13 protein-coding genes and 3 rRNA genes are annotated in these 24123 nt (G+C 68.8%); 11 read left to right on the forward strand and 5 right to left on the reverse strand.

What is annotated here, in order from left to right; translation table 11 throughout:
• From ACFVTH_RS07835 to ACFVTH_RS07850, 4 genes are all read left to right on the forward strand, one after another.
• Window positions 1-1247 (forward strand): 16S ribosomal RNA (locus ACFVTH_RS07835); the annotation flags it as partial.
• 445 nt (window positions 1248-1692) lie between these two features.
• Window positions 1693-4795: ribosomal RNA gene (locus ACFVTH_RS07840) — 23S ribosomal RNA — on the forward strand.
• A 187-nt stretch (window positions 4796-4982) separates the two neighbouring features.
• Window positions 4983-5099: ribosomal RNA gene (gene rrf / locus ACFVTH_RS07845) — 5S ribosomal RNA — on the forward strand.
• 239 nt (window positions 5100-5338) lie between these two features.
• Entirely contained in the window at window positions 5339-7258 is a 1920-nt protein-coding gene (locus ACFVTH_RS07850) for a thioredoxin domain-containing protein (protein WP_387088810.1), read from the forward strand.
• A gap of 64 nt (window positions 7259-7322) precedes the next feature.
• Here ACFVTH_RS07850 and ACFVTH_RS07855 read toward each other — a convergent pair whose 3' ends face one another.
• Together ACFVTH_RS07855 and ACFVTH_RS07860 are read right to left on the reverse strand one after the other, a co-directional pair.
• Window positions 7323-8003, reverse strand: coding sequence for a GNAT family N-acetyltransferase (locus ACFVTH_RS07855; RefSeq protein WP_387088813.1), 681 nt, complete (start codon window positions 8001-8003; stop codon window positions 7323-7325).
• 62 nt (window positions 8004-8065) lie between these two features.
• Window positions 8066-9103: a LacI family DNA-binding transcriptional regulator gene (locus tag ACFVTH_RS07860; RefSeq protein ID WP_386939282.1), complete on the reverse strand. Its 1038-nt coding sequence runs from the start codon at window positions 9101-9103 to the stop codon at window positions 8066-8068.
• A gap of 207 nt (window positions 9104-9310) precedes the next feature.
• Here ACFVTH_RS07860 and ACFVTH_RS07865 point away from each other — a divergent pair, with 207 nt between their 5' ends.
• The 5 genes from ACFVTH_RS07865 to ACFVTH_RS07885 all read left to right on the forward strand — a co-directional run bounded on the left by ACFVTH_RS07865 (window position 9311) and on the right by ACFVTH_RS07885 (window position 18926).
• Window positions 9311-10597, forward strand: a complete 1287-nt coding sequence (locus ACFVTH_RS07865; RefSeq protein ID WP_387088816.1) for an ABC transporter substrate-binding protein — start codon at window positions 9311-9313, stop codon at window positions 10595-10597.
• Window positions 10598-10716: 119 nt separating this feature from the next.
• On the forward strand, window positions 10717-11706 hold the full coding sequence (locus ACFVTH_RS07870; RefSeq protein WP_387088819.1) for a carbohydrate ABC transporter permease: 990 nt from the start codon (window positions 10717-10719) through the stop codon (window positions 11704-11706).
• On the forward strand, window positions 11703-12617 hold the full coding sequence (locus ACFVTH_RS07875; RefSeq protein WP_386939277.1) for a carbohydrate ABC transporter permease: 915 nt from the start codon (window positions 11703-11705) through the stop codon (window positions 12615-12617). Before ACFVTH_RS07870 ends, ACFVTH_RS07875 begins: the two co-directional genes overlap by 4 nt.
• On the forward strand, window positions 12614-14488 hold the full coding sequence (locus tag ACFVTH_RS07880; RefSeq protein WP_387088822.1) for a glycoside hydrolase family 35 protein: 1875 nt from the start codon (window positions 12614-12616) through the stop codon (window positions 14486-14488). Before ACFVTH_RS07875 ends, ACFVTH_RS07880 begins: the two co-directional genes overlap by 4 nt.
• 61 nt (window positions 14489-14549) lie before the next feature.
• Window positions 14550-18926 (forward strand): endo-alpha-N-acetylgalactosaminidase family protein, encoded by a 4377-nt coding sequence (locus ACFVTH_RS07885; protein ID WP_387088825.1) that lies wholly within the window; start codon window positions 14550-14552, stop codon window positions 18924-18926.
• Between the two features lie 102 nt (window positions 18927-19028).
• On the opposite strand, the gene ACFVTH_RS07890 is transcribed toward ACFVTH_RS07885, so the two are convergent.
• Window positions 19029-19838, reverse strand: a complete 810-nt coding sequence (locus ACFVTH_RS07890) for a helix-turn-helix domain-containing protein (RefSeq protein WP_387088828.1) — start codon at window positions 19836-19838, stop codon at window positions 19029-19031.
• A gap of 66 nt (window positions 19839-19904) precedes the next feature.
• On the opposite strand from ACFVTH_RS07890, the gene ACFVTH_RS07895 reads away from it, so the two are divergent.
• Both ACFVTH_RS07895 and ACFVTH_RS07900 read left to right on the forward strand, forming a co-directional pair.
• Window positions 19905-20756, forward strand: coding sequence for a phytanoyl-CoA dioxygenase family protein (locus tag ACFVTH_RS07895; RefSeq protein ID WP_387088831.1), 852 nt, complete (start codon window positions 19905-19907; stop codon window positions 20754-20756).
• Window positions 20753-21607, forward strand: a complete 855-nt coding sequence (locus ACFVTH_RS07900; protein WP_387088834.1) for a sugar phosphate isomerase/epimerase family protein — start codon at window positions 20753-20755, stop codon at window positions 21605-21607. The genes ACFVTH_RS07895 and ACFVTH_RS07900 overlap by 4 nt, the downstream gene beginning before the upstream one ends.
• Window positions 21608-21653: 46 nt before the next feature.
• On the opposite strand, the gene ACFVTH_RS07905 is transcribed toward ACFVTH_RS07900, so the two are convergent.
• Both ACFVTH_RS07905 and ACFVTH_RS07910 read right to left on the reverse strand, forming a co-directional pair.
• Window positions 21654-23006 (reverse strand): glutamyl-tRNA reductase, encoded by a 1353-nt coding sequence (locus ACFVTH_RS07905; RefSeq protein ID WP_387088837.1) that lies wholly within the window; start codon window positions 23004-23006, stop codon window positions 21654-21656.
• Window positions 23007-23108: 102 nt separating this feature from the next.
• Entirely contained in the window at window positions 23109-23816 is a 708-nt protein-coding gene (locus ACFVTH_RS07910) for a hypothetical protein (RefSeq protein WP_387088841.1), read from the reverse strand.
• Window positions 23817-24123: the final 307 nt, after the last annotated feature.

The raw sequence follows: 24123 nt of genomic DNA on the forward strand, positions 1-24123 counted from the left end.
GTAGCCGGCCTGAGAGGGTGACCGGCCACACTGGGACTGAGACACGGCCCAGACTCCTACGGGAGGCAGCAGTGGGGAATATTGCACAATGGGCGCAAGCCTGATGCAGCAACGCCGCGTGCGGGATGACGGCCTTCGGGTTGTAAACCGCTTTTAGTAAGGAAGAAGGGGCTTCGGCCTTGACGGTACTTGCAGAAAAAGGACCGGCTAACTACGTGCCAGCAGCCGCGGTAATACGTAGGGTCCGAGCGTTGTCCGGAATTATTGGGCGTAAAGAGCTCGTAGGCGGTTTGTCGCGTCTGCTGTGAAAACTAGAGGCTCAACCTCTAGCCTGCAGTGGGTACGGGCAGACTTGAGTGCGGTAGGGGAGAATGGAATTCCTGGTGTAGCGGTGGAATGCGCAGATATCAGGAGGAACACCGATGGCGAAGGCAGTTCTCTGGGCCGTAACTGACGCTGAGGAGCGAAAGCGTGGGGAGCGAACAGGATTAGATACCCTGGTAGTCCACGCCGTAAACGTTGGGCGCTAGATGTGGGGACCTTTCCACGGTTTCCGTGTCGTAGCTAACGCATTAAGCGCCCCGCCTGGGGAGTACGGCCGCAAGGCTAAAACTCAAAGGAATTGACGGGGGCCCGCACAAGCGGCGGAGCATGCGGATTAATTCGATGCAACGCGAAGAACCTTACCAAGGCTTGACATACACGAGAACGGGCCAGAAATGGTCAACTCTTTGGACACTCGTGAACAGGTGGTGCATGGTTGTCGTCAGCTCGTGTCGTGAGATGTTGGGTTAAGTCCCGCAACGAGCGCAACCCTCGTCGCATGTTGCCAGCACGTAATGGTGGGAACTCATGTGAGACTGCCGGGGTCAACTCGGAGGAAGGTGGGGATGACGTCAAATCATCATGCCCCTTATGTCTTGGGCTTCACGCATGCTACAATGGCCGGTACAAAGGGCTGCGATGTCGTAAGGCGGAGCGAATCCCAAAAAGCCGGTCTCAGTTCGGATTGAGGTCTGCAACTCGACCTCATGAAGTCGGAGTCGCTAGTAATCGCAGATCAGCAACGCTGCGGTGAATACGTTCCCGGGCCTTGTACACACCGCCCGTCAAGTCATGAAAGTCGGTAACACCCGAAGCCGGTGGCCTAACCCTTGTGGAGGGAGCCGTCGAAGGTGGGATCGGTGATTAGGACTAAGTCGTAACAAGGTAGCCGTACCGGAAGGTGCGGCTGGATCACCTCCTTTCTAAGGAGCAACTCGGAAGCCTTCGGGTTTTCGCAGTGCGCCAGATCAGACCGAACGTGTCTGCTGGTTGCTCATGGGTGGAACATTGACATAGGTGCTCGTCTGAATGGTTCAGACCTAGTACGCCACTTCGGTGGTTGGAACGGTGGGGGCCGGCCGGTCGGGCACGTGCACGCTGTTGGGTCCTGAGGGGCCGGACAACTCCTGGGCTTCGGCCTGGGGTGATGGTCTCTTCAGACCTTCACGAAGCCGATGGTTCTGATTCGGTGGGTGTGGGGGTTCTGGCCGTCTGTTGAGAACTACATAGTGGACGCGAGCATCTTAGAAGCAGCCCTTTGGGGCTGTTTCACAAAGATTTCGATGACATGGTCCTTCGGGGCTGTGTCTGACTAATCATTGGTCAATCTCGCACTTTCGGGTGCGCGATCGATTCAAACTCATGTGATTTCAAGTTTCTAAGAGCAAACGGTGGATGCCTTGGCATCTGGAGCCGAAGAAGGACGTCGTAATCTGCGATAAGCCTCGGGGAGCTGATAAACGAGCTGTGATCCGAGGATTTCCGAATGGGGAAACCCCGCCAGGCCCTTAGGGTGACCTGGTGACTCCCGCCTGAATATATAGGGCGGGTAGAGGGAACGTGGGGAAGTGAAACATCTCAGTACCCACAGGAAGAGAAAACAACCGTGATTCCGTGAGTAGTGGCGAGCGAAAGCGGAAGAGGCTAAACCGGTCATGTGTGATACCCGGCAGGGGTTGCATGATCGGGGTTGTGGGACCTTTCGGACTGTACTGCCGTGCAGTCACGGTGACGCGTCAGGTATAGACGAACCGCATTGAAAGGCGGACCGGAGTGGGTGTGAGTCCCGTAGTCGAAATGCCTGGCCGGCCGGAGAGGTATCCCAAGTAGCGCGGGGCCCGAGAAATCCCGCGTGAATCTGTCAGGACCACCTGATAAGCCTAAATACTCCCAGATGACCGATAGCGGACAAGTACCGTGAGGGAAAGGTGAAAAGTACCCCGGGAGGGGAGTGAAATAGTACCTGAAACCGTTTGCTTACAAACCGTTGGAGCCTCCTTGTTGGGGTGACAGCGTGCCTTTTGAAGAATGAGCCTGCGAGTTAGTGATCTGTGGCGAGGTTAACCCGTGTGGGGCAGCCGTAGCGAAAGCGAGTCTGAATAGGGCGATTCAGTCGCAGGTCCTAGACCCGAAGCGAAGTGATCTATCCATGGCCAGGTTGAAGCGACGGTAAGACGTCGTGGAGGACCGAACCCACTTCAGTTGAAAATGGAGGGGATGAGCTGTGGATAGGGGTGAAAGGCCAATCAAACTTCGTGATAGCTGGTTCTCTCCGAAATGCATTTAGGTGCAGCGTTGCGTGTTTCTTGCCGGAGGTAGAGCTACTGGATGGCCGATGGGCCTCAACAGGTTACTGACGTCAGCCAAACTCCGAATGCCGGTAAGTGAGAGCGCAGCAGTGAGACGGTGGGGGATAAGCTTCATCGTCGAGAGGGAAACAACCCAGACCACCAACTAAGGTCCCTAAGCGCGTGCTAAGTGGGAAAGGATGTGGAGTTGCACAGACAACCAGGAGGTTGGCTTAGAAGCAGCCACCCTTGAAAGAGTGCGTAATAGCTCACTGGTCAAGTGATTCCGCGCCGACAATGTAACGGGGCTCAAGCACGCCACCGAAGTTGTGGCATTGACATTTGTGGTAGGCCTTCGTGGTCCAGCCGTGTTGATGGGTAGGAGAGCGTCGTGTGCCGGGTGAAGCGGCGGTGGAAACCAGCCGTGGACGGCACACGAGTGAGAATGCAGGCATGAGTAGCGAAAGACGGGTGAGAAACCCGTCCTCCGGAAGACCAAGGGTTCCAGGGTCAAGCTAATCTGCCCTGGGTAAGTCGGGACCTAAGGCGAGGCCGACAGGCGTAGTCGATGGACAACGGGTTGATATTCCCGTACCGGCGAAGAACCGCCCACATGAAATCAGGAGTGCTAAGCATCCCAAGACGCGTGGATCCCTTCGGGGACGATCGCGTGGCGGCATGCGACCCCATCTGGTGGAGTGAGCGTATTAACAGGTGTGACGCAGGAAGGTAGCCCAGCCCGGGCGATGGTTGACCCGGGGCAAGCGTGTAGGCCGAGCGATAGGCAAATCCGTCGCTCATCAAGGCTGAGACGCGATGCGGATGAAAAGTGGGTGATCCTATGCTGCCGAGAAAAGCATCGACGCGAGGTTCCAGCCGCCCGTACCCCAAACCGACTCAGGTGGTCAGGTAGAGAATACTAAGGAGATCGAGAGAATCGTGGTTAAGGAACTCGGCAAAATGCCCCCGTAACTTCGGGAGAAGGGGGGCCTGAGGCGTATTAGGACTTGCTCCGAAAGCGTTTGAAGGCCGCAGAGACCAGTGGGAAGCGACTGTTTACTAAAAACACAGGTCCGTGCCAAGTCGCAAGACGATGTATACGGACTGACGCCTGCCCGGTGCTGGAAGGTTAAGAGGACCGGTTAGCCGCAAGGCGAAGCTGAGAATTTAAGCCCCAGTAAACGGCGGTGGTAACTATAACCATCCTAAGGTAGCGAAATTCCTTGTCGGGTAAGTTCCGACCTGCACGAATGGCGTAACGACTTCCCAGCTGTCTCAACCGCGAACTCGGCGAAATTGCATTACGAGTAAAGATGCTCGTTACGCGCAGAAGGACGGAAAGACCCCGTGACCTTTACTACAGCTTGGTATTGGTGTTCGGTGTGGCTTGTGTAGGATAGGTGGGAGACTGTGAAGCTGGCACGCTAGTGTCGGTGGAGTCATTGTTGAAATACCACTCTGGTCACTCTGGATATCTAACTTCGAACCGTGATCCGGTTCAGGGACAGTGCCTGGTGGGTAGTTTAACTGGGGCGGTTGCCTCCCAAAAAGTAACGGAGGCGCCCAAAGGTTCCCTCAACCTGGTTGGCAATCAGGTGGCGAGTGTAAGTGCACAAGGGAGCTTGACTGTGAGACTGACAGGTCGAGCAGGGACGAAAGTCGGGACTAGTGATCCGGCAGTGGCTTGTGGAAGCGCTGTCGCTCAACGGATAAAAGGTACCTCGGGGATAACAGGCTGATCTTGCCCAAGAGTCCATATCGACGGCATGGTTTGGCACCTCGATGTCGGCTCGTCGCATCCTGGGGCTGGAGTAGGTCCCAAGGGTTGGGCTGTTCGCCCATTAAAGCGGTACGCGAGCTGGGTTTAGAACGTCGTGAGACAGTTCGGTCCCTATCCTCTGCGCGCGCAGGAAATTTGAGAGGATCTGACCCTAGTACGAGAGGACCGGGTTGGACGAACCTCTGGTGTGCCAGTTGTTCCGCCAGGAGCACCGCTGGTTAGCTACGTTCGGAATGGATAACCGCTGAAAGCATCTAAGCGGGAAGCCGGCCTCAAGATGAGATTTCCATCCCTTCGGGGGAGAGGCTCCCAGCCAGACGACTGGGTTGATAGGCCGGATGTGGAAGACAGGACTAACGACTGTCGGAGCTGACCGGTACTAATAAGCCGATAACTTGATAATCATTACACTCACACGATTTGAACTCATTCAAGTAAAGGCCGTGTGCGTGGCCTGAGATGTCTCGCGTCCACTCTGTGGTTCCCTTCAGACGGAAACACACGTAATTCAATACGACCCCCACCACGGTGAGGGGTCCACCGAAACCACCAACCCCGCACACCACGTGCGGCCCAGTTGGTCCTAGAGTTTCGGCGGCCATAGCGCGAGGGAAACGCCCGGACACATTCCGAACCCGGAAGCTAAGACTCGCAGCGCCGATGGTACTGCAGGGGGGACCCTGTGGGAGAGTAGGACACCGCCGGACAAACATTACGAAGAGCCGCCCACCACGTGGGCGGCTCTTCGACTTTAACAACCACGAACACCCGAGCCGCACAGCACCCGTCATGGGCGGCTCTTCGACTTCAACAACCACACCACCAGAGCCGCGCAGCATCCGTCATGGGCGGCTCTTCGACTTCAACAACCACACCACCAGAGCCGCACAGCACCCGTCATGGGCCAGCTGGGCGGCTTTTCTGCGTGACCACGTACCCTGAAGACATGGGTGCTCGACTCGCCGATGCCGTGAGCCCCTACCTGCGGGCTCACGCGGGGAACCCTGTCGACTGGTTCCCGTGGGGAGACGACGCCTTCGCGGAGGCTCGCCGGAGGGATGTGCCGCTGCTCATCTCGATCGGCTACGCCACCTGCCACTGGTGCCACGTGATGGCCAGGGAGAGCTTCGGCGATGCGTTGACGGCGCACGAGCTCAACGCGCACTTCGTCGCGGTCAAGGTCGATCGCGAGGAGCATCCCGACGTCGACGCGAGCTACCTCGCCGCGGCCTCCGCGTTCACGCGCGAGCTCGGGTGGCCGCTGACGGTCTTCGCGACGCCCGACGGCCGCGCGTTCTACGCCGGCACCTACTTCCCACCACATCCGCAGCGTGGAATGCCGTCGTTCCGACAGGTGCTGGGTGCCGTCGGCGAGGCGTGGCGCGAGCGCCGGGGCCAGCTCGAGGAGACGGCCGCAGCGGTCGCGACCGCCCTGGCCGCAGCCTCGCTGGCGCCGACGGCCGGCGCGCTGCCGGGCGAGCAGGAGCTCGGCGCCGCGGTGGCCGAGCTCTCAGCCGACGAGGACCGCGTGCACGGGGGCTTCGGCGGCGCGCCGAAGTTCCCGATCGCTCCGGTGCTCGGCTTCCTGGCGCGGAACGCCGGCAACGGGCGTGAGCTCGCCCGCCGCACGCTGCTCGCCATGGCGGGGTCGCCGCTGCGGGACGACATCGACGGCGGCTTCTTCCGGTATGCCACACGGAGCGACTGGAGCGAGCCGCACTACGAGCGGATGCTCACCGACAACGCCCTGCTGCTCGACGTCTCGGTCGAGCTCGCGCGAGGCGCCGACGCCGACGCGGACCCCGTCGCCGTCACCGCGGTCGGTCGGGGGATCGTCGACTACCTCACCACGACACTGCAGCTTCCGGAGGGCGGATTCGCCTCGGCGCAGGACTCCGAGAGCCTGGTCGACGGCGTTCGCACCGAAGGCGGCTACGCCACGGCCGACGCCGAGCGACGGCGGACGCTCGAGCCCCCGGCGCTCGACGAGAAGGTGCTCACCGGGTGGAACGGACTCGCGATCGGCGCCCTGGCCCGGGCGGCTTCGGTGCTCGACGCACCCGGCGCGCTCGTCGCGGCCCGCCGCTCCGCCGACTACCTCCTCGCCGAACACCTCTCGCCCGACGGCGTCGTGCGGAGGGCCTCCCGCGACGGCGTCGTCTCGTCGGCGCACGCGGCCCTCGAGGACGTCGGGATGCTCGCCGGCGGGCTGATCGAACTGGCGCTCGCGACCGGTGAGGTCGAACACGCGGCGGTCGCGCGAACGCTCATCGACGCGGCGCTCGATGCCGCGCCGGACACCACGGACGACGACGTCACGACGGCCGAACCCTCGGCCGTGTTCGCGGTGCCCGGCGGAGCCGACCCGGTGCTCGCGGAGCGCGGGCTCGCCCTGCCCACCGATCCCGCAGAGGGGGTGGCGCCCTCGGGGATCACCGCGTGCGCGACGGCGGCCTGGCGGCTCTGGCTGCTCGGCGCCGGCGACCGCTATCGCGAGGCGGCCGAGCGGGCGATGCGACAGCTCGCGGGTGCCGCACTCGAGCGGCCGATCGCCTTCGGCGCCGCGCTCGAGCTCATGACGCGGTTCGCGGCACCCGTGGTGCAGCTGGTCGTCGTGGTGCCCGAGCGCGACGGGCCGGGCCGCCCGCGCGGCGACGAGGAGCTCATCCGTGCGGCGGGGGCGGCGGAGGCATCCCTCGTCGTGATCGTCACCGAACGCGAGGCGGCGGCATTCGCCGACGCCGGCTTCGACCTCCTCGCGGGCCGCCGGCTGATCGACGGGCGCACGGCGGCGTACCGCTGCCGCGAGTTCGTGTGCGCGTTGCCGGTCACGGACCGGGCGGCGCTCGAGGGACTCGCGCCGTGACCTCGCCATGTCCGGTTACATTCGAATGCGAGTTCGAACAGGTGTGGAGAAGCCTGTGGATAACTCAGGCGGACGTCGCGCGCCCCGCCTCCCATTCGCTGCGGAGCAGGCCGTAGATCTCGCTGTCCTGCCAGCCGTCGTACCAGACGTCCTCGATCAGGGTGCCCTCGAGACGCATCCCGAGCCGACGGCAGAGCGCGGCGGACGCGACGTTGCGCACGTCGACGTGCGCCTCCAGCCGATGCGGTGCGACGACCTCGAACGCGAAACGCACGGCCTCGCGCACCGCCTCCACGGCGAGCCCGCGGCCCTGGAAGGCCGGATGGAGCACCCAGCCGAGCTCGAGCTGCGCGTGCTGGGTGCTCGAGAGGCGGAGCATGACGTCGCCGACGACGCGATCGCGATGGCGGTCGTCGACGACGGGGGCCGTCGAGCGCTCGCCGCGCAGCGCCATGGCGAAGTGGAACGCGTCGCCGGTCTCGGCCAGCCGGCGCATCCCGGCGCGCTTCAGCGTGTGGACGTGCGCCTCCTCGCGACTGCGGGGCGGCCACGGGATGTAGCGCAGCACCTCGGGCAGGCGCTGGTACTCCCAGATGTCGTCGCTGTCGTCGGGTTCGATCGGGCGCAGCGTCATCCGCTCGGTGCGGAGCGGGGAGGTGAGCGAGTCGGCGTCGAAGGGGAGCGCCATGGCGGGCGCGCGCCTGGCGTCGACGGCGTCGGCTTCGCTGGCGAGTTCGTCGGTCATGCTCCGACGCTAGCGGCTGGCGGCGCGGGGCGCCCGGACGTGCGCGGTGGGACCGCCCCGGCTCAGCCGGCGAACGGTGCGGTGCTCGCTCGGATGACGAGCGCGGCGTCGACGTCGGTCGAGGTGGGCGGGGCGCTCGGATCGTCGATGCGCCGCAGCAGGTGCTCGACCGCGAGGGCTGCGATCACGCCGAACGGCTGTGCGACCGTCGTGAGGGCCGGGCTGCAGTACGCCGCCAGGGCGATGTCGTCGACCCCGACGACCGAGACGTCCTCGGGCACGCGCCGACCGAGCTCGTGGAGTGCGCGGATCGCGCCGAAGGCCATCTCGTCGCTCGCGACGAACACGGCGGACGCCTCGGGGATGCGGCCGAGCAGCAGGCCGGCCTGGTAGCCCGACTCGGGCGACCAGTCGCCGTGGAGCAGCGGCGGCACCTCTCGGCCCGCCGCCTCGAGCGCGGCGCGCCAGCCCGCTGAGCGACCGGTCGAGTCGAGCCACTCGTCGGGGCCGGCGACGTGCCAGACGGTGGGGTGGCCGAGCTCGAGCAGGTGCTCGGTGGCGAGGCGGCCCACCTCGAACTGGTCGATCGCGACGACTTCGCTCGAGAGCGTGCGGGAGCCGTCGATGGTGACGGTCGGGATGCGCCGGGCGATCGCCTCGACGGCGTCGGTGCCGGTCGGGACGGGCACGACGAGCACGATTCCCTCGACCGACTGCTCGTCGAGCCGGCTCATCGCGGACGCGATGGCGGCGGGGTCGAGCGAGCTCGCGGTCGAGATGTTGACGGCGTAGCCCGCGCGACGTGCGGCGGTCTCGACGCCGTGCGTGACGGCGGAGCCGGAGTAGTCGACCGTGGGCAGCACCACGACGCCGATGGTGCGCGTGCGGCCCGACGACAGCGCGCGCGCTGCGCTGTTCATGCGGTAGCCCAGCGCGTCGACCGAGCTCAGCACGCGCTCACGGGTCGCGGCCTGCACGTTGGGGTGGCCGCTGAGCACGCGGGAGACGGTCTGCGCCGAGACGCCGGCGTGGTTCGCGACGTCCGCCATGCTCGGCGAACGCGTGCGGCCGCTCGCGTCGAGCCGCCTGGTGTTGGTCATCTGGGTGGCCCTCCAACGGTGGTAGCGGAAACATGCTACCGCGATCAGCGAAGATAAAGCAGTACCCCTGACCATCGAACTCAGGCTTGTTATCGATAACAAATTGTGGCACCATCGGAGCACGCCCCTGCGGAACCGTCCCCCGAGACCGTGGCGGCCTGGATCGTTGCACGACGCATTCCGAGCTCATTCAAAGGAGAGGCAGCAGTGAAGAAGACAGTCATGCGCACGGTAGGCATCACCGGCGCGTTGGGCCTCGGCCTGGCGCTCGCCGGATGCTCCGGAGCCGCCGAGCCCGCCTCGTCGGGCCCCAGCGAGGTCACGTTCTGGGGCTGGGCCCCGGGCTACGCCGACGCCGTCGACGCGTTCAACGCCTCGCAGGACGACGTGGTCGTGAAGTACGAAGAGGTCGCGCCCGGCGCCAAGGGCGGCTACGACAAGATGCTCAATGCCGTGACGGCCGGCAACGCGCCGTGCCTCGCCCAGGTCGGCTACGAGACCCTCACGAGCTTCGCCGCGCAGGGCGCCCTCGAGGACGTCTCCGAGTTCGCGAACGAGAACGAGGGCGAGTTCACGCCCGCGACCTGGTCGGCCGTGTCGATCGGCGACGCCGTCTACGGCGCGCCCGTCGACCAGGGCCCGATGGCCCTCTTCTACAACAAGGCGGTCTTCGACGAGCTCGGCATCGCCGTGCCGACCACGTGGGCCGAGTACCAGGCCGCGGGCGAGAAGCTCAAGGCCGCGGGCAAGTCGCTCTCGGCGAGCTACCTCAACTACGACTACGCCGGCTTCGACTGGCAGGCCGAGGCCCCGTGGTTCTCGGTCGACGGCGACAGCTGGAAGGTCTCGATCGACTCGCCCGAGGGCCAGAAGGTCGCCGACTACTGGCAGGGCCTCACCGACGCCGGTCTCATCAGCCAGGCCCCCATGTGGGACCAGTCCTGGTACACCGGTCTCGGCGACGGCTCGATCGCGACGCACGTCGGCGCGGTCTGGATCGCGGGCATCCTGAAGGGCAGCGCCCCCGACGGCGCCGGCAAGTGGGCCGTCGCGCCCATGCCGCAGTGGGAGGCCGGCGACGACAAGGTCGGCAACGTCGGCGGCTCGGCCACGGCCGTGCTGAAGGGCTGCGAGAACCCCGAGGCCGCGTGGGCCTTCGCGCACGCCATGAGCACCGATCCCGACATCTACACCGGGCTCATCGAGGCGGCGGCGCTCTACCCGGCCGCGACCGAGCTCCTCGACCTGCCGGCGCTCACCGAGCCCGACCCCTACTTCGGCGACCAGGTCATCTTCGACGTCTTCGCCGAGGCCTCGCCGAACGTGACGACCGGTTGGACCTGGGGTCCGAACATGCCCGAGACCGTCGGCTTCCTCGACGACGGGCTGGGCAAGGCCTGGTCGGGCCAGGGCACCTTCGCCGACGCGCTGGCGAACACCCAGCAGCAGACCCTCGACGCACTCGAGGCGCAGGGCCTCTCCGTCTCGGAGTAGCTCCCGGACCTGCGGCCGGGGCGGCGAACGTCGCCGTCCCGGCCCCACCCCGGGGCATCCCACTCGACCACGTCGGCCGAAACGCGGCCGACCCACCCATCGCACTGACGCAGGACGACATGGACACCTCATCGACTCGGGCGGTCACCGCCGCCGACACCGGGCGCCGCGGCATCGGCCGTGCCGCCGCGGGTGCCCCGGCACCGGGCGGCACCGCTCGCGCCCGCTCGGGCGGCCGCTGGCGCACCCCGCTGCTCTTCCTGCTGCCCTTCGGCGTGCTGTTCATCGCGATGTACCTCGTGCCGATCGTGTTCGCGTTCGTGCAGAGCCTGTTCACCCTGCAGCGCTCGGGCCTCGGCCTCGAGGCCCCCACGCTCGAGTTCGCCCCGCTCGCGAACTACGAGCGACTCCTCGGCGACACCGAGTTCCTCGCCTCGCTCGGCCGCGTCGCGCTCTTCGGGCTCGTGCAGGTGCCGGTCATGCTCGGACTCGCGCTGCTGCTCGCGCTCCTGCTCGACTCGAAGTCGGCGCGCGGCAAGGGCTTCTTCCGCCTCGCCGCGTTCCTGCCCTACGCCGTGCCGGGCGTTATCGCCGCGGTCATGTGGTCGTTCCTCTATTCGCCCGTGACGAGCCCGATCAACACCTTCCTCGAGCGGGCCGTCGGCACCGGCATCCCCTTCTTCGCCCCCGAGATCGTGCTGTGGGCCGTCGCGAACATCGTGACCTGGGGGTGGACGGGCTACAACATGCTCATCATCTACTCCTCGCTGCAGACGATCCCGGCCGAGACGATCGAGGCCGCCCGCCTCGACGGCGCGGGCCCCGCCCGGATCGCGTGGAGCATCAAGATCCCGATGGTCCGCCCCGCACTGGTGCTCACCGCCGTGTTCTCGATCATCGGCTCGGCCCAGCTCTACAACGAGCCGAAGGTGCTGCAGACCATCTCGGGCGGCGCGATCAGCAACACCTTCACGCCGCTGATGGCGGCGCAGGCGCAGGTCACCGCCCAGAACTACCCGTACGCCGCCGCGCAGTCGGTCGTGCTGGCACTCCTGGTCGGCGTGCTGTCGTTCACCTTCTTCAAGCTCACGAATCGAGGCGAACGATGACCGCCCCCACGCTCGCCTCGGCGACGCGCACCCCGCGCAACGACCGGCCGGATGCCTCGCGCCCCCGCCGCTCGAACCGTGAGGCGAGCCTCGCGAGCCGCCTCGGCGTCTTCGCCCTGCTCGGTCTCTCGGCGTTCTACTTCATCATGCCCATCTGGTGGCTCGTCGTCGCGTCGACGAAGCCCGCGGGGCACCAGTTCTCTGAGCCCGGCCTCTGGTTCGACGGGTTCGGCCTGTTCGACAACATCGCGCTCGTCTTCGCCGAGTCCGACGGCATTTTCGGGCAGTGGATGCTCAACAGCGTCTTCTACGCAGGCGTCTCGGCCGTCGTCGGCACGCTGCTCTCGGCGATGGCCGGCTACGCGCTGGCGAAGTACGAGTTCCGCGGCCGCGGGGTCGTCTTCGGGGTCATCCTCGCCGCCGTGCTCATCCCCAAGGTGATGTTCACCCTCCCGCTCTTCCTGCTCTTCAACCAGGTGGGCCTGCTCAACAACCCGCTCGCGGTGCTGCTGCCGAGCGTGGTGAGCCCGTTCGGCGTGTACCTCGCGCGCGTGTTCGCCGCCCAGTCGGTGCCCGACGAGCTCATCGAGGCCGGCCGCATCGACGGCGCGGGGGAGTTCCGCATCTTCTTCTCGATCGGCGTGCGGATCATGTCGCCCGCCCTCGTCACGATCTTCCTGTTCCAGTTCGTCGAGGTCTGGAACAACTTCCTGCTGCCGTTGATGGTGCTGAATGACAGCTCGCTGCAGCCGGTCACGGTCGGCCTCGTCGGCTGGGCGGGCAGCAACGGGCAGGTTCCGGCGGGCACCGTCGTGGTCGCCGCGCTGCTCTCGGTCGTGCCGCTCATCATCGCGTTCCTCGGCCTGCAGCGCTTCTGGCGGGCCGGCCTGACCGCGGGAGCGGTCAAGTGAGCGCGGGCGCCACCGTCGGCACGAGCGCGCTCTCGGTCGTCGACGGCGGGTTCCTCCGGCACGGCCGCCCCCACCGCATCCTCTCGGGCTCGATGCACTACTTCCGCGTGCACCCGGCGCAGTGGCGCGACCGCCTCGAGCGCCTCGTCGCGCTCGGCCTCAACACCGTCGACACCTACGTGGCCTGGAACTTCCACGAGCGCCGCCGCGGCGAGCTCGACTGGAGCGGCTGGCGCGACCTCGAGGGCTTCATCGCGCTCGCCGGCGAGCTCGGCCTCGACGTCATCGTGCGCCCCGGGCCGTACATCTGCGCCGAATGGGACAACGGCGGGTTCCCCGCCTGGCTCTCGGGCACGCCCGGGATGCGGTTGCGGTCGAGTCATCCGGCCTACCTCGACGCGGTCGACGCCTGGTTCGGCGAACTGCTGCCGCGCCTCGCGCCGCTGCAGGCATGGCACGGCGGGCCGATCGTCGCCGTGCAGCTCGAGAACGAGTACGGCAGCTACGCCGACGACGTCGACTACCTCGCCTGGCTCCACGACCGTCTCGTCGCGGGCGGCATCACCGAGCTGATCTACACGGCCGACGGCCCGACCGAGCTCATGCAGGACGGCGGCAGCGTGCCCGGCGTGCTCGCGACCGCGACGTTCGGCTCGCGCGCCGCGCAGGCGGCGTCGATGCTGCGCGAGCGGCGCGACGGCGAGCCGTTCGTCTGCGCCGAGCTCTGGAACGGCTGGTTCGACCACTGGGGCGACCCGCACCACGTGCGCACTCCGGCGGGCGCGGCGGGCGTCGTCGCCGACATCCTCGCCGAGGGCGGTTCGCTGAGCCTCTACATGGCGCACGGCGGAACGAACTTCGGCCTCTGGTCGGGCGCGAACCACGACGGGGTGCGCCTGCAGCCGACGCAGACGAGTTACGACTCGCACGCTCCCGTCGCCGAGAACGGCGCGATCACCGAGAAGTTCCGGCTCATCCGCGAGGTGCTCGTGGATGCCACGGGGCGGGTGCCGGCCGAGGCATCCCCGACCCCCGCCGTGCTGCCGGCCGCGACCCTGCCGCTGCGGCCGATTGCCGGCCTCCTCGAGACCGTGCGTCGCTCGGGCCGCGAGGTGCGCACCGCGATGCCGCCGAGCTTCGAGGAGCTCGGTCTCGACGCCGGGCTCGCGCTCTACCGCGCCGAGCCGATCGTGCCGCGCGGCGGAGCCCTGCTCACCGTGCGCGGCCTCCGCGACCGCGCCGTCGTCTTCGTCGACGGCGTGCGCGTCGCGGTGCTCGACGCCGATCAGGCGGCCGCGGGGGTGCGGATCGCGGGGGAGGGCCGGACCGTCGTGCTCGAGCTCCTCGTCGAGAACCAGGGCCGCATCAACTACGGCCCGCTGCTCGGCGAGGGCAAGGGCATCCTCGGCGGCGTGCAGCTCGACCGTCGGCTCGTGCAGCGCTGGTCGACGCGGGCGCTGCCGCTCGACGAGTGGGGCGAGCACGAGCTCGCGCCTGCATCGCACGGTTTCAGGAAATGGGCCGCGAATCAGGACGATTCTGCGGATTCCGTCCTGACCAGCGCACTTTCTCCTGAAACAGGTGATGGCCGTGACGGGCTGGCCACCGCGGTACTGAAGGTGGACGAGCCGGCCGACGCCTTCCTCGCGTTCCCCGGCTCGGGCAAGGGCTTCGTCTGGGTGAACGGGTTCCTGCTCGGCCGCTACTGGGAGATCGGCCCGCAGCTGACCTATTACGTGCCCGCGCCCCTGCTGCGCGCGGGCGAGAACACCATCACCGTGCTCGAGCTCGAGCGCCTCGGCGGCACCGTCGAGCTGCGCCCGCAGGCCGAGCTCGGACCCGAACAGGAGTACATCGAGACCTTCGACTGAACTGCGCCGTCGGCGCGGGTCGATATGGACGCGTCGACTCGACGCGGGAATGGAGACGAAGATGCCTTCATCACGCCCACCGGGCCGCCTCTGGCGCCTCGGACTCGCGTGCGCGGTCGCGAGCGGAATGCTCGTCCCGCTCATGGCGACGCCCGCCGTCGCGGCAACCGCCGCGCCGGACGGGTTCACCGCTCCGGCGCCCGGCGCGTCGTTCGGCCTGCGGACGAGCGACCTCGCCGTCACCGCCGACGCCGCGTTCCCCCAGGTGATCTCGTACGCCGACCGCGACTCGGGCGCCGTCATGCACGGCAACGACGTCACGATCGCCGCCGTGACGATCAACGGCACGGCGCAGCCGGTCGAGGTCGTCTCGCAGGCCGACGGCCGGAGCGCGGTCGACTACGTGCTCACCCCCACGGCGCTCGCCGGCGTCTCGATCGAGGCGCGACTCTCGGTCAAGGGCAACGTCGTCACGATCGAGGTGACGAAGATCGTCGACCCCGACGGCGTCGTGAAGACCCTCCAGATCCCCGACCACCGGCTCGTCACGGTCTCGTCGGCGGAGGCCGGCGCCGCCGTCGCCGCGGCGAACCTGTCGGTCGACCGCGGTGCGTCGGGCGACGTGTTCCTGCCCGTCACCGCGTCGACGCCCGTCGACGCGGCACCCAGGGGATCGAACACGATCATCGCCAACACGGGCGAGCTGGCCGCCGCCTTCGCGACGAACGCGCTCTACGACACCTCGTCGGGGCCGAGCTCGAAGGACGCGGGCAACTTCTGGCGCCAGGCCGTCGCCGGCGACGGCGGGGTCGAGGTCGGCATCGCGAGCGGGCCTTGGCTCTATCGCGCGCAGGGCCAGGACGGCACCGAGGAACTGCCCTGGGTCAAGGTCGCGATCACCCCCGACGCCAACGGCGACGACGTCGTCGACTGGCAGGACGGCGCGATCGCGATGCGCGACATCCGCATCGCCCCCTACAAGGGCGAGCAGACGCCCGAGAACGTCATCACGCACATCCCCTTCAACTTCGCCTCGCAGGCGACGCACCCGTTCCTGCGCACGCTCGACGACGTGAAGCGCATCGCGCTCAACACCGACGGACTGGGCCAGGTCGCCATGCTCAAGGGCTACACGAGCGAGGGGCACGACTCGGCGAACACCGACTACGGCGACAACTTCAACGAGCGCGCCGGAGGACTCGCCGAGCTCAACGCCGCCGTCAAGGCCGGTGCGAAGTGGAACGCCAGCTTCGGCGTGCACATGAACGCCACCGAGATCTACCCCGAGGCGAACTCGTTCAGCGACGAGATCGCGAACGAGAACGCCAAGGGCTGGAACTGGCTCGACCAGTCGTACTACATCGACCAGCGCTACGACCGCGCCTCGGGCGAGCTCGACCAGCGCATCGGCGAGCTCGCCGATGCGACCGACGACAACCTCGACTTCGCGTACATCGACGTCTACTACGAGCACGGATGGCTCGCGCAGTCGCTGCAGGACTCGCTCGTGAAGCACGGCTTCCGCGTCGGCTCGGAGTGGGCCGACAAGCTCGCCGAGAACAACACGTGGTCGCACTGGGCGAATGACGAGAACTACGGCGGCTCGTCCAACAAGGGCGTCAACTCGCAGATCCTCCGCTTCGTGAACAACACCGAGGCCGACGTCTGGAACCCGCACCCGCTGCTCGGCACGAGCCACATCGTCGAGTTCGAGGGCTGGACGGGCCAGAACGACTTCGACGCGTTCCTCGCGAACGTGTGGACGGCGAACGTGCCGGCCAAGTTCCTGCAGCACCACGAGATCACGCGCTGGACGGCGGACCGCATCGACCTCGAGGACGGCGTGAGCGTGACCGGCACGAGCGCCGCGGACCGTTCGATCACGGTCGACGGCGCCGAGGTGCTGCGCGGCGGCACCTACCTGCTGCCGTGGTCGTCGAAGCCGGGCAAGGACGCCGACAAGCTCTATCACTACAGCCCGGCGGGCGGCCAGACGACGTGGCAGCTCACGGCTGACTTCGCGGATGCCTCGTCGCTGCAGCTGTTCGCACTGGGCGACGCCGGTCGCACCAAGGTCGCCGACCTCCCGGTCGTCGACGGCGCCGTGACGATCGACGCCGAGGCGGGGCAGCCGTACGTGCTGGTCGCCGGCAAGAAGGCCACGGGCGCGTCGACCCTGCCGAAGAAGGTCTCGTTCGGCCAGGGCACGCAGGTCGTGGACCCCGGCTTCAACGGGCAGGACCTCGCCGCGTGGAACCCCGTCGGTGCGGCGAGCATCGAGCGCGACGACCGCGGACGCCGCGCCGCGGTGCTCGGCGCGGGCGAGTCGTCGATCAGCCAGCGGCTCGGCGAGCTCGAGCCCGGCACCTACGCGGTGTCGGCCGACCTCGGCATCGCGGCCGGCCAGACGCGCGCGACGACCCTCTCGGTCGACGTGCGCGGCGACGCCGGCGATGACGCCGCGACGAGCGTCGACAGCTCGGGCGCCGTCAACCTGATGGCGGCCGATGAGTGGCGCGACACCACCCTGCAGCGCCTGCGGACCTACGTCACGGTGACCGAGGAGACGCGGCCGACGCTCACGATCGCCGCGGCGGAGGGCGACGCCCCGGTGCGCATCGACAACGTGCGCGTCGTCGCGACCGACGACCCGGCCACGGGCGACGCCGGCGATGGCGAACGCGTGCTCGTCGACGAGGACTTCGAGCAGGTCGACCAGGGCTGGGGCCCGTTCTTCAAGGGCGACGCCGGCGGCTCGACCGACCCGCGCACGCACATCGCGAAGCGCAACGAGCCCTTCACCCAGCAGGGCTGGAACGGCCGGAAGTTCGACATGGTGCTCGGCGGCGACTACTCGCTCATGGCGCACGAGGAGAACCGCGGGCTCGTGTACCGCACCAGCGAGTACACCGCGCCGTTCGAGGCCGGGCACCGCTACCGGGTCTCGTTCGACTACCAGAGCGGCGTCGCGGGCGCGTACTCCTTCGTCACCGGGGTCGACCAGATCGCGGGCGGCGTCTCGAAGGCCGTCGACCTCACCTCGACCGAGTTCGGGGCCGTCCACGAGACGACCGAGTTCGTGCACGAGTTCGACGCGCCGGCGTGCGGCGACCCGTTCATCGGCCTCCGGCGCAACGCGGTGGGCGGCACCGGGTCGGACCTGATCCTGGACGACCTGCGGATCGTCGACCTCGGCGAGAGCGAGACCACGGGCGCCTGCGCCCGCCTCACCCTCGCGGCGCCGGTGAGCGGACTTGTTCCGGGTGAGGCGAACACCTTCACCACGAGCTTCACGAACCACGAGGGCGAGGCCGCGACCGACGTCGGGACCACGCTCGCCGCGCCCGACGGTTGGAAGGTCGCGCCGGTCGGCGCAGCCGAGTTCGCCTCGGTCGCGCCCGGCGCCACCGTGAAGACGACGTGGCGGGTGTCGGCACCGGCCGACATCGAGCAGGGCAGCTACGAGATCTCGGCGGCGACCGGCTACACGGTCGCGGGCGGAGAGCGCACCGTCGAGGCATCCGTCTCGGTACCGACGCTCCCGCCGGGGCTGATCCCGCAGTCGCGACTCGCGATCGCGGGCGTGAGCGACGCGGAGCCGGGCACCGGCGACGGCAGCGCCCGCGCCGCCATCGACGGCAACGCGGCCACCATGTGGCACTCCGCGTGGTCGCAGGTGAATCCCGACACGCCCTACCCGCACTGGATCGCGCTCGACCTCGGCGACAGCTACGCCGTCGACGGCTTCGACTACCAGGTGCGGCGCGGCAACGGCTCGATCAAGGCCTACGAGCTGTACCTCAGCGCCGACGGCACGAACTGGGGCACGCCGGTGAAGACCGGCGAGTTCGCCTCGACCGCCGAGGTGCAGCACCTGTCGTTCGAGGCGCGTGACGCGCGGTTCGTCAAGCTGGTCGGCCTCAACGCGATCAACGGGGCGGCCTTCGCCGGCGCGAACGAGCTCAACGTCTGGGGCACCCGTGCGGCTGCGCCCACGCCCCTGCCGAAGGACGCGATGACGGTCGTCGACTTCGACTCGCAGGAGACCGAGGGCGAGGACGGCCACGCCGCGAACGTGATCGACGGCGAGTCGGCCAGCTGCTGGCACAGCGAGTGGCTGAACGACTCGCCGGCCTACCCGCACCACGTGGCGGTCGACCTCGGCGGCTCGCAGGAGCTGCGCGGCATCTCGATCCAGCAGCGTCCGGGCTCCGAGCCCAATGGACGCATCAAGGGCTACGAGGTGTACGTGAGCGCCGACGGCACCGACTGGGGTTCGCCCGTCGCGACGGGCGAGCTCGGCACCGGCACCGCGCCGCAGCCCGTGATGTTCGACGCGCCGGCCACGGCCGGCTTCGTCAAGGTCGTCGCCACGAGCTCGCACAACGGGCAGCCGTGGGCCTCGATCGCCGAGCTGGAGTTCTTCGGCGTCGAGTGAACCACCGGTGCCGGGCGGGCCGCTGAACACCCGTCCGGCGCCGGCCGTGCGAACGCCCCCGCGATCCTCACCGCGGGGGCGTCCGTGCGTCCCGAGGCGCGGCTAGCGGCGGTGCCGCTTGCGGAACTCGGCCGGGCCGACGCCGACGCGCTGCGTGAAGAGCCGCGAGAAGTAGGCGGGGTCGTCGTAGCCGACGCTCGCCGCCACGGCCTGCACCGACAGCGTCGTGGACGCCAGCAGGCCGCACGCGCGGTCGATCCGGGTGCCGATGACGAGCTCGTTCGGCGTGCCGCCGGTGACCTCGCGGACGTGGTCGCGGAGCGTGCTCACGCTGACGCCCGCGAGCGATGCCCTCGCCGCGACATCCAGCTGCAGCGCCGCGTCGGCCTGGACTGCCGCGACCGTCGCCTCACCGGCCGTCGACGAGGCCCGACCGGCGACCGAGTCGGCGAGCAGCGCCTGAGTGAGCATCGACGCGTCGACGGCGGCCCGCCATCCGGGGCGCCCGAGCGCATCGTGCAGCGATCTGAAGCGGCCCGGCAGCTCGTCGGGCAGCCGTGCACCCGGTTGCACGGGCCGTCGCCGGTCGAGCACGCCCATGCCCTCGAACGCGGCGACCGTCGCCCCGGAGCAGAGCACCCAGTGCTCGGTCCAGCCGCGCGGCGAGGCGTAGTCGTGCGGGCGCTGGGGGAACACCTGGATCGTCGCCGGCGCCTCGACCGCGATCGTGCCGACGAACGGATCGCGGTAGACGCCCGACCCGCTCGAGACGAACACGATCGCGTAGTCGCTCAGGCGGCGCCCGCCGCCGAACCCCGGTGAGGGGCCCGTGTGCTGCCCGGCGCCGAGGCACGCGAGGCCGTGTTGCGCGAGCAGCGGGTGCGACTGCGAATAGATCGCCCAATCGGTCATGAAAGTCCAATTCCGTGTTGTCAGGAGTCTATTCCGCTCCGCGCCGCCCGAACTGATCATGGATTCATGCTGACGTCGAACGGATACGTGCTCGAAGAAACTCCATCACGGCTCGGCGGGCTCGAGCCCGTGCCGATGGAGGAGCGCGGCGACCGCGAGGCGCTGTGGGCCCGGCTGCGCCGCGACGGCTACCTCTTCCTCACCGGGCACCTCGCGCCCGACGACGTGCTCGAGTTCCGCCGCTACTACTTCGACGCGCTCGACCGCGCCGGGCTCATCGCCGAGGGCTCCGACCCGGTCGACGGCATCGCCGCGCCCGACGACGTCGACCGGGCCGCATACCGGCGCATCCTCTTCGACGAGATCGTGCCCGGTGCCCAGTACGAGGCGCTCTGCCGGTCGCCGCGGATCGCCGAATGGTTCGCGTGGCTCCTCGGCGACGACGTGCACCTGCACCGGCGCAAGATCATCCGGCACACGAAGCCGGGCGAGCGCGGCATCGGCACCGCCACCCAGGCCCACTACGACCTCGTGTACCTCCGAGAGGGCAGCGACCGGGTGCTCTCGATGTGGATCCCGCTCGGCGACATCCCGCTCGAGCGCGGCGGGCTCGCCTACCTCGAGGGCAGCCACCGGCGGGTCATGGCGCAGGAGGCGGCGGGCGAGCTCCGCCACCCGGCGGCGTCGATCACGGCCGACCTGCCCGGCCTCGCCGACGAGCACGACGCGCGCTGGCTCGTCGCCGACTACGCGGCCGGCGACGTCATGGTGCACTCCGCCCACATCGTGCACGCCGGTCTCGACAACGTCGACACCGAGGGCCGCATGCGCCTGTCGACCGACATCCGATACCAGCGGATGTCGGAGCCGATCGACTGGCGCTGGCAGAACCACTGGCACCTGGACGACGGGCTGTGACCGGCGCTCATCCCGCGCCGGCGGGCTCCGGAGTGCACGACGCGACGCCGCCGCCCCCGCTCGTGCTCATGTCGGACTGGGGGAGCGACCTCGGCCCGTCGGCGTTCCCCGCGGCCGCCGCGGCGGACGGCTACGACGGGGTCGAGCTCTGGTGGCCGGCCGACCGCCGGGACCAGGACGGGCTGGGAGAGGCGATCGCCGCGACCGGCGGCGCCCTCGCGCTGCTCGTCACGAGTCCGGCCGGCGACCCGCACGAGCACGTCGACGAGATCGAACGTCAGCTCACCGAGATCGACCGGTCGGGACTCGCGGTCGAGCACCTCACGCTCCATCTCGGGCGCGACCACTGGGGGCTCGACGTGCAGCACGACCTCGCCCGACGAGTCGTCGACTGGCGCGGGCGCTTCGGCCTCGACGTGCTCGTCGAGCTGCACCGCGGACGCATCCTGCACTCGGCGCACCACTCGCGCGAGATCCTGACGGCCCACCCCGAACTGCGCGTCACGTTCGACGTCTCGCACTGGATCGTGGTCGCCGAGTCGATGCTCGACGACCAGACGGCCGCCGTCGAGCTCGCGATCGAACGGGCGGACCACATCCACGCGCGCATCGGCCACCCGCAGGGGCCGCAGGTGACGTCGCCCGAGACCGCCGACGGGGCGATCGTCGAGCGTCACTTCGCGTGGTGGGAGCGGATCGTCGCCCGCATGAGGAACGAGGGGCGGCGTCCCAGCGTGCTCGCGGAGTTCGGGCCGGTGCCCTACGCGCCGGCTCGACACGACGGGCGAGCCGTCGTCGACCCGGCGCGATCGAACCGCTGGATCATGCACGAGGTCCGCCGGAGGCTCTGACGAACGTCGGCGGCCGCGGCCGCGGCGGCGACAGTATGCGCGCCGGTCAGCGCAGTTCGTCGGCGCGCACGCCGAAGACGGCCTCGAGGCCGTCGATCCAGGCGCGCTGGTCGCCCGCCCTGGCGTACTCGCGCGAGCGCACCATCGGGGTGTGCAGCAGCACGCCGGCCATGTGCCGGAGGGCCGCCTCGACGCGCTCGTCGGTCGCGGCATCGCCGGTGCTGCGCGAACGCGCACGGGCGATCTCGGCGTCGAGCACGCCCTGCACGTGCGAGCGGAGCGCGACGACCGAGGGCGCGAGGTCGAGCTCTTCGCCGACCGCGCCGAAGTTGCGGGCCGCGCGGTCGACGATGACGCGGGCGTCGTCGGTCGCGCCGAGCTCTTCGAGCGGGGCGTGGCGGCGGATCGTCTCGAGGTCGAGGAGCTCGACGCCGTCGACCTCGACGACGTCGGTCGCGACGTTGCGCGGCATGCCGAGGTCGATGACGAGCTGGCGCGCGTCGTGCGCGGCCTCGGGCACCGGGCACCAGGCGCGGAACTCGGCGAGCACGGCCGACGACGAGGCATCGGGCTGCGAGTGCGAGGCGGCGAGCGTCGCCCGGCCGCCTTCGAGCAGCACCCCGTCGACGACGTGATGGTCGGCGGTCGTGCACGTGATGATGACGTCGGCGGCCGCCGCAGCGACCGCGTAGCCCGCGTGCGACACCGCGGTGATGCCGTGGCTGCGGGCGAACTTCGCGGCACGGCCGGAGGGCGAGTAGACGCGGACGTCGTTCGCGCCGCGATCGCGGAGGGCCGCGAGCGTCGCGCCCGCGTACTGGCCGGTGCCGACGAGCAGCACCCGCGCCGCCGACCAGTCGCTGACGCGGCTCGACGCGAGCTCGAGGGCGAGGCGCACGAGCGAGCGGCCCGCGCCGCCGACGCCGGTCTGGTTCTTCACGCGGCGGGAGGTCTGCGAGGCGCGCTGGAACAGCCGCTCGAGCTCGGGGGTCGTGGTGCCCTCGGCACGGGCCCGCTCGAGCGAACGGCGCACCTGCCCGGCGATCTCGCCCTCGCCGACGACGACCGACTCGAGGCCGGAGGCCACCGAGAAGAGGTGGCCCGCGACCGCGTTGCCGTGCACGAACCCGAAGGTCGCGCGCAGCTCGTCGGGCTCCACGCCCGCGACATCGCTCACGGCGCGGATGGCCTCGTGCACCGCGGGGACGGGTGAGTCGCCCTCGGGGGTGTCGAGGTCGAGGTAGGCCTCGAAGCGGTTGCAGGTGGCGACGACGATCGCACCCTGGAGCGTGTCATGACGGTCGAGGATGCGCGGCGCGGCGGACTCCGCGTGCGCCGACAGACGCTCGAGTGTGTCGAACCCGGCGTTCTTGTGGCTCGCGGTCAGGCAGATGAGCACTCGAAGATTCTACCCGCCGTCGAAGGCGAGGATGACTCACGCGGTCATGCCGCGCCGATGAGGCGGGTGCGGCCGACGGGGCGCCCCCGCGTCGGGACGGAATCAGCGCGCAGCCGCCAGCATCTCCCGCGTGATCACGGGGATGGGCGCCGTGAGCGGCGGCAACTCGAGCCCCTCCCGCTCGAGGGCGGCCCGATGCAGGGCCTTCCACGAGCGGACGACCGCGTAGAACGGGGCGTCGGTGACGGCGAAGGCACCGGGACGCTCGGTCGCGAGGATGATCGGCAGGGCGATGCTCGCGCCGTCACGGCGCACCCGCACGACGACGATCGGCACCGGTCGGCTGCCGGCGATCAGCTCGTCGGCACGGATGTTGCGGACCTCGTGCCACGCGAACTGCGCCGTGCGCCGCGGACGGCGGCCTCCGCTCCAGAACGAGAGCCCGTGGTCGTCGGCGACGATCGAGAAGCGCTGCGAGAGCGAGGGCCGGCGGCCCAGCAGCTCGGCCAGCATCGCGTCGAGCTCGCGGTGGCGCAGGCCGCATTCGACGGGGCCGTCGAAGCTCCGCTCGAGCGCGCGGCGCCGGGCGCGGCATCGTGCGAGCACGACGAGGCGGACGGCGGTCGCCACGATCACCAGCACGGCGACGGCGCCGAGGAAGCCGATCGTTCCCGTGCGGCCCGACACCTCGGGCAGTCGCGGGACGAGCTGCTCGACCTGCGGCGCCCCGGCGACGAGCGCGCCGACGACGAGCAGGGTGAGCACGGCGACGAGGACGGTGGGGGGCAGGCGTCGCTCGGCGCTGTTCATCGGCGCGCGCCGCTCGAGGCGTCGGCGCCGCTCGTGGGCCGGGCGGCGCCGGGCGGGAGGCACCCGCATCCGCAGAGGCAGGCGGGCATGGGCGCAAGGGGAACGGTGACGATTCGGGACACGTCGCTTCTCTCCGTGGGTGGCGGAGGCGCGGCGACGTCGACGTCGCCACGTCGTCGCGCCCGGGGGGACGGCACGACGGGACCGACTTTAGCGCGAACGCCCGCGCGAAGGTAAGGGTTCTTCAATTCGGTGTGGCGAGGCACAGACCGCTCCCGACCGGGTGCGGTCGCCGTCGAGGCCTCCT

It is taken from the genome of Agromyces sp. NPDC058104, from assembly GCF_042884835.1.
Classification (GTDB): Bacteria; Actinomycetota; Actinomycetes; order Actinomycetales; family Microbacteriaceae; genus Agromyces.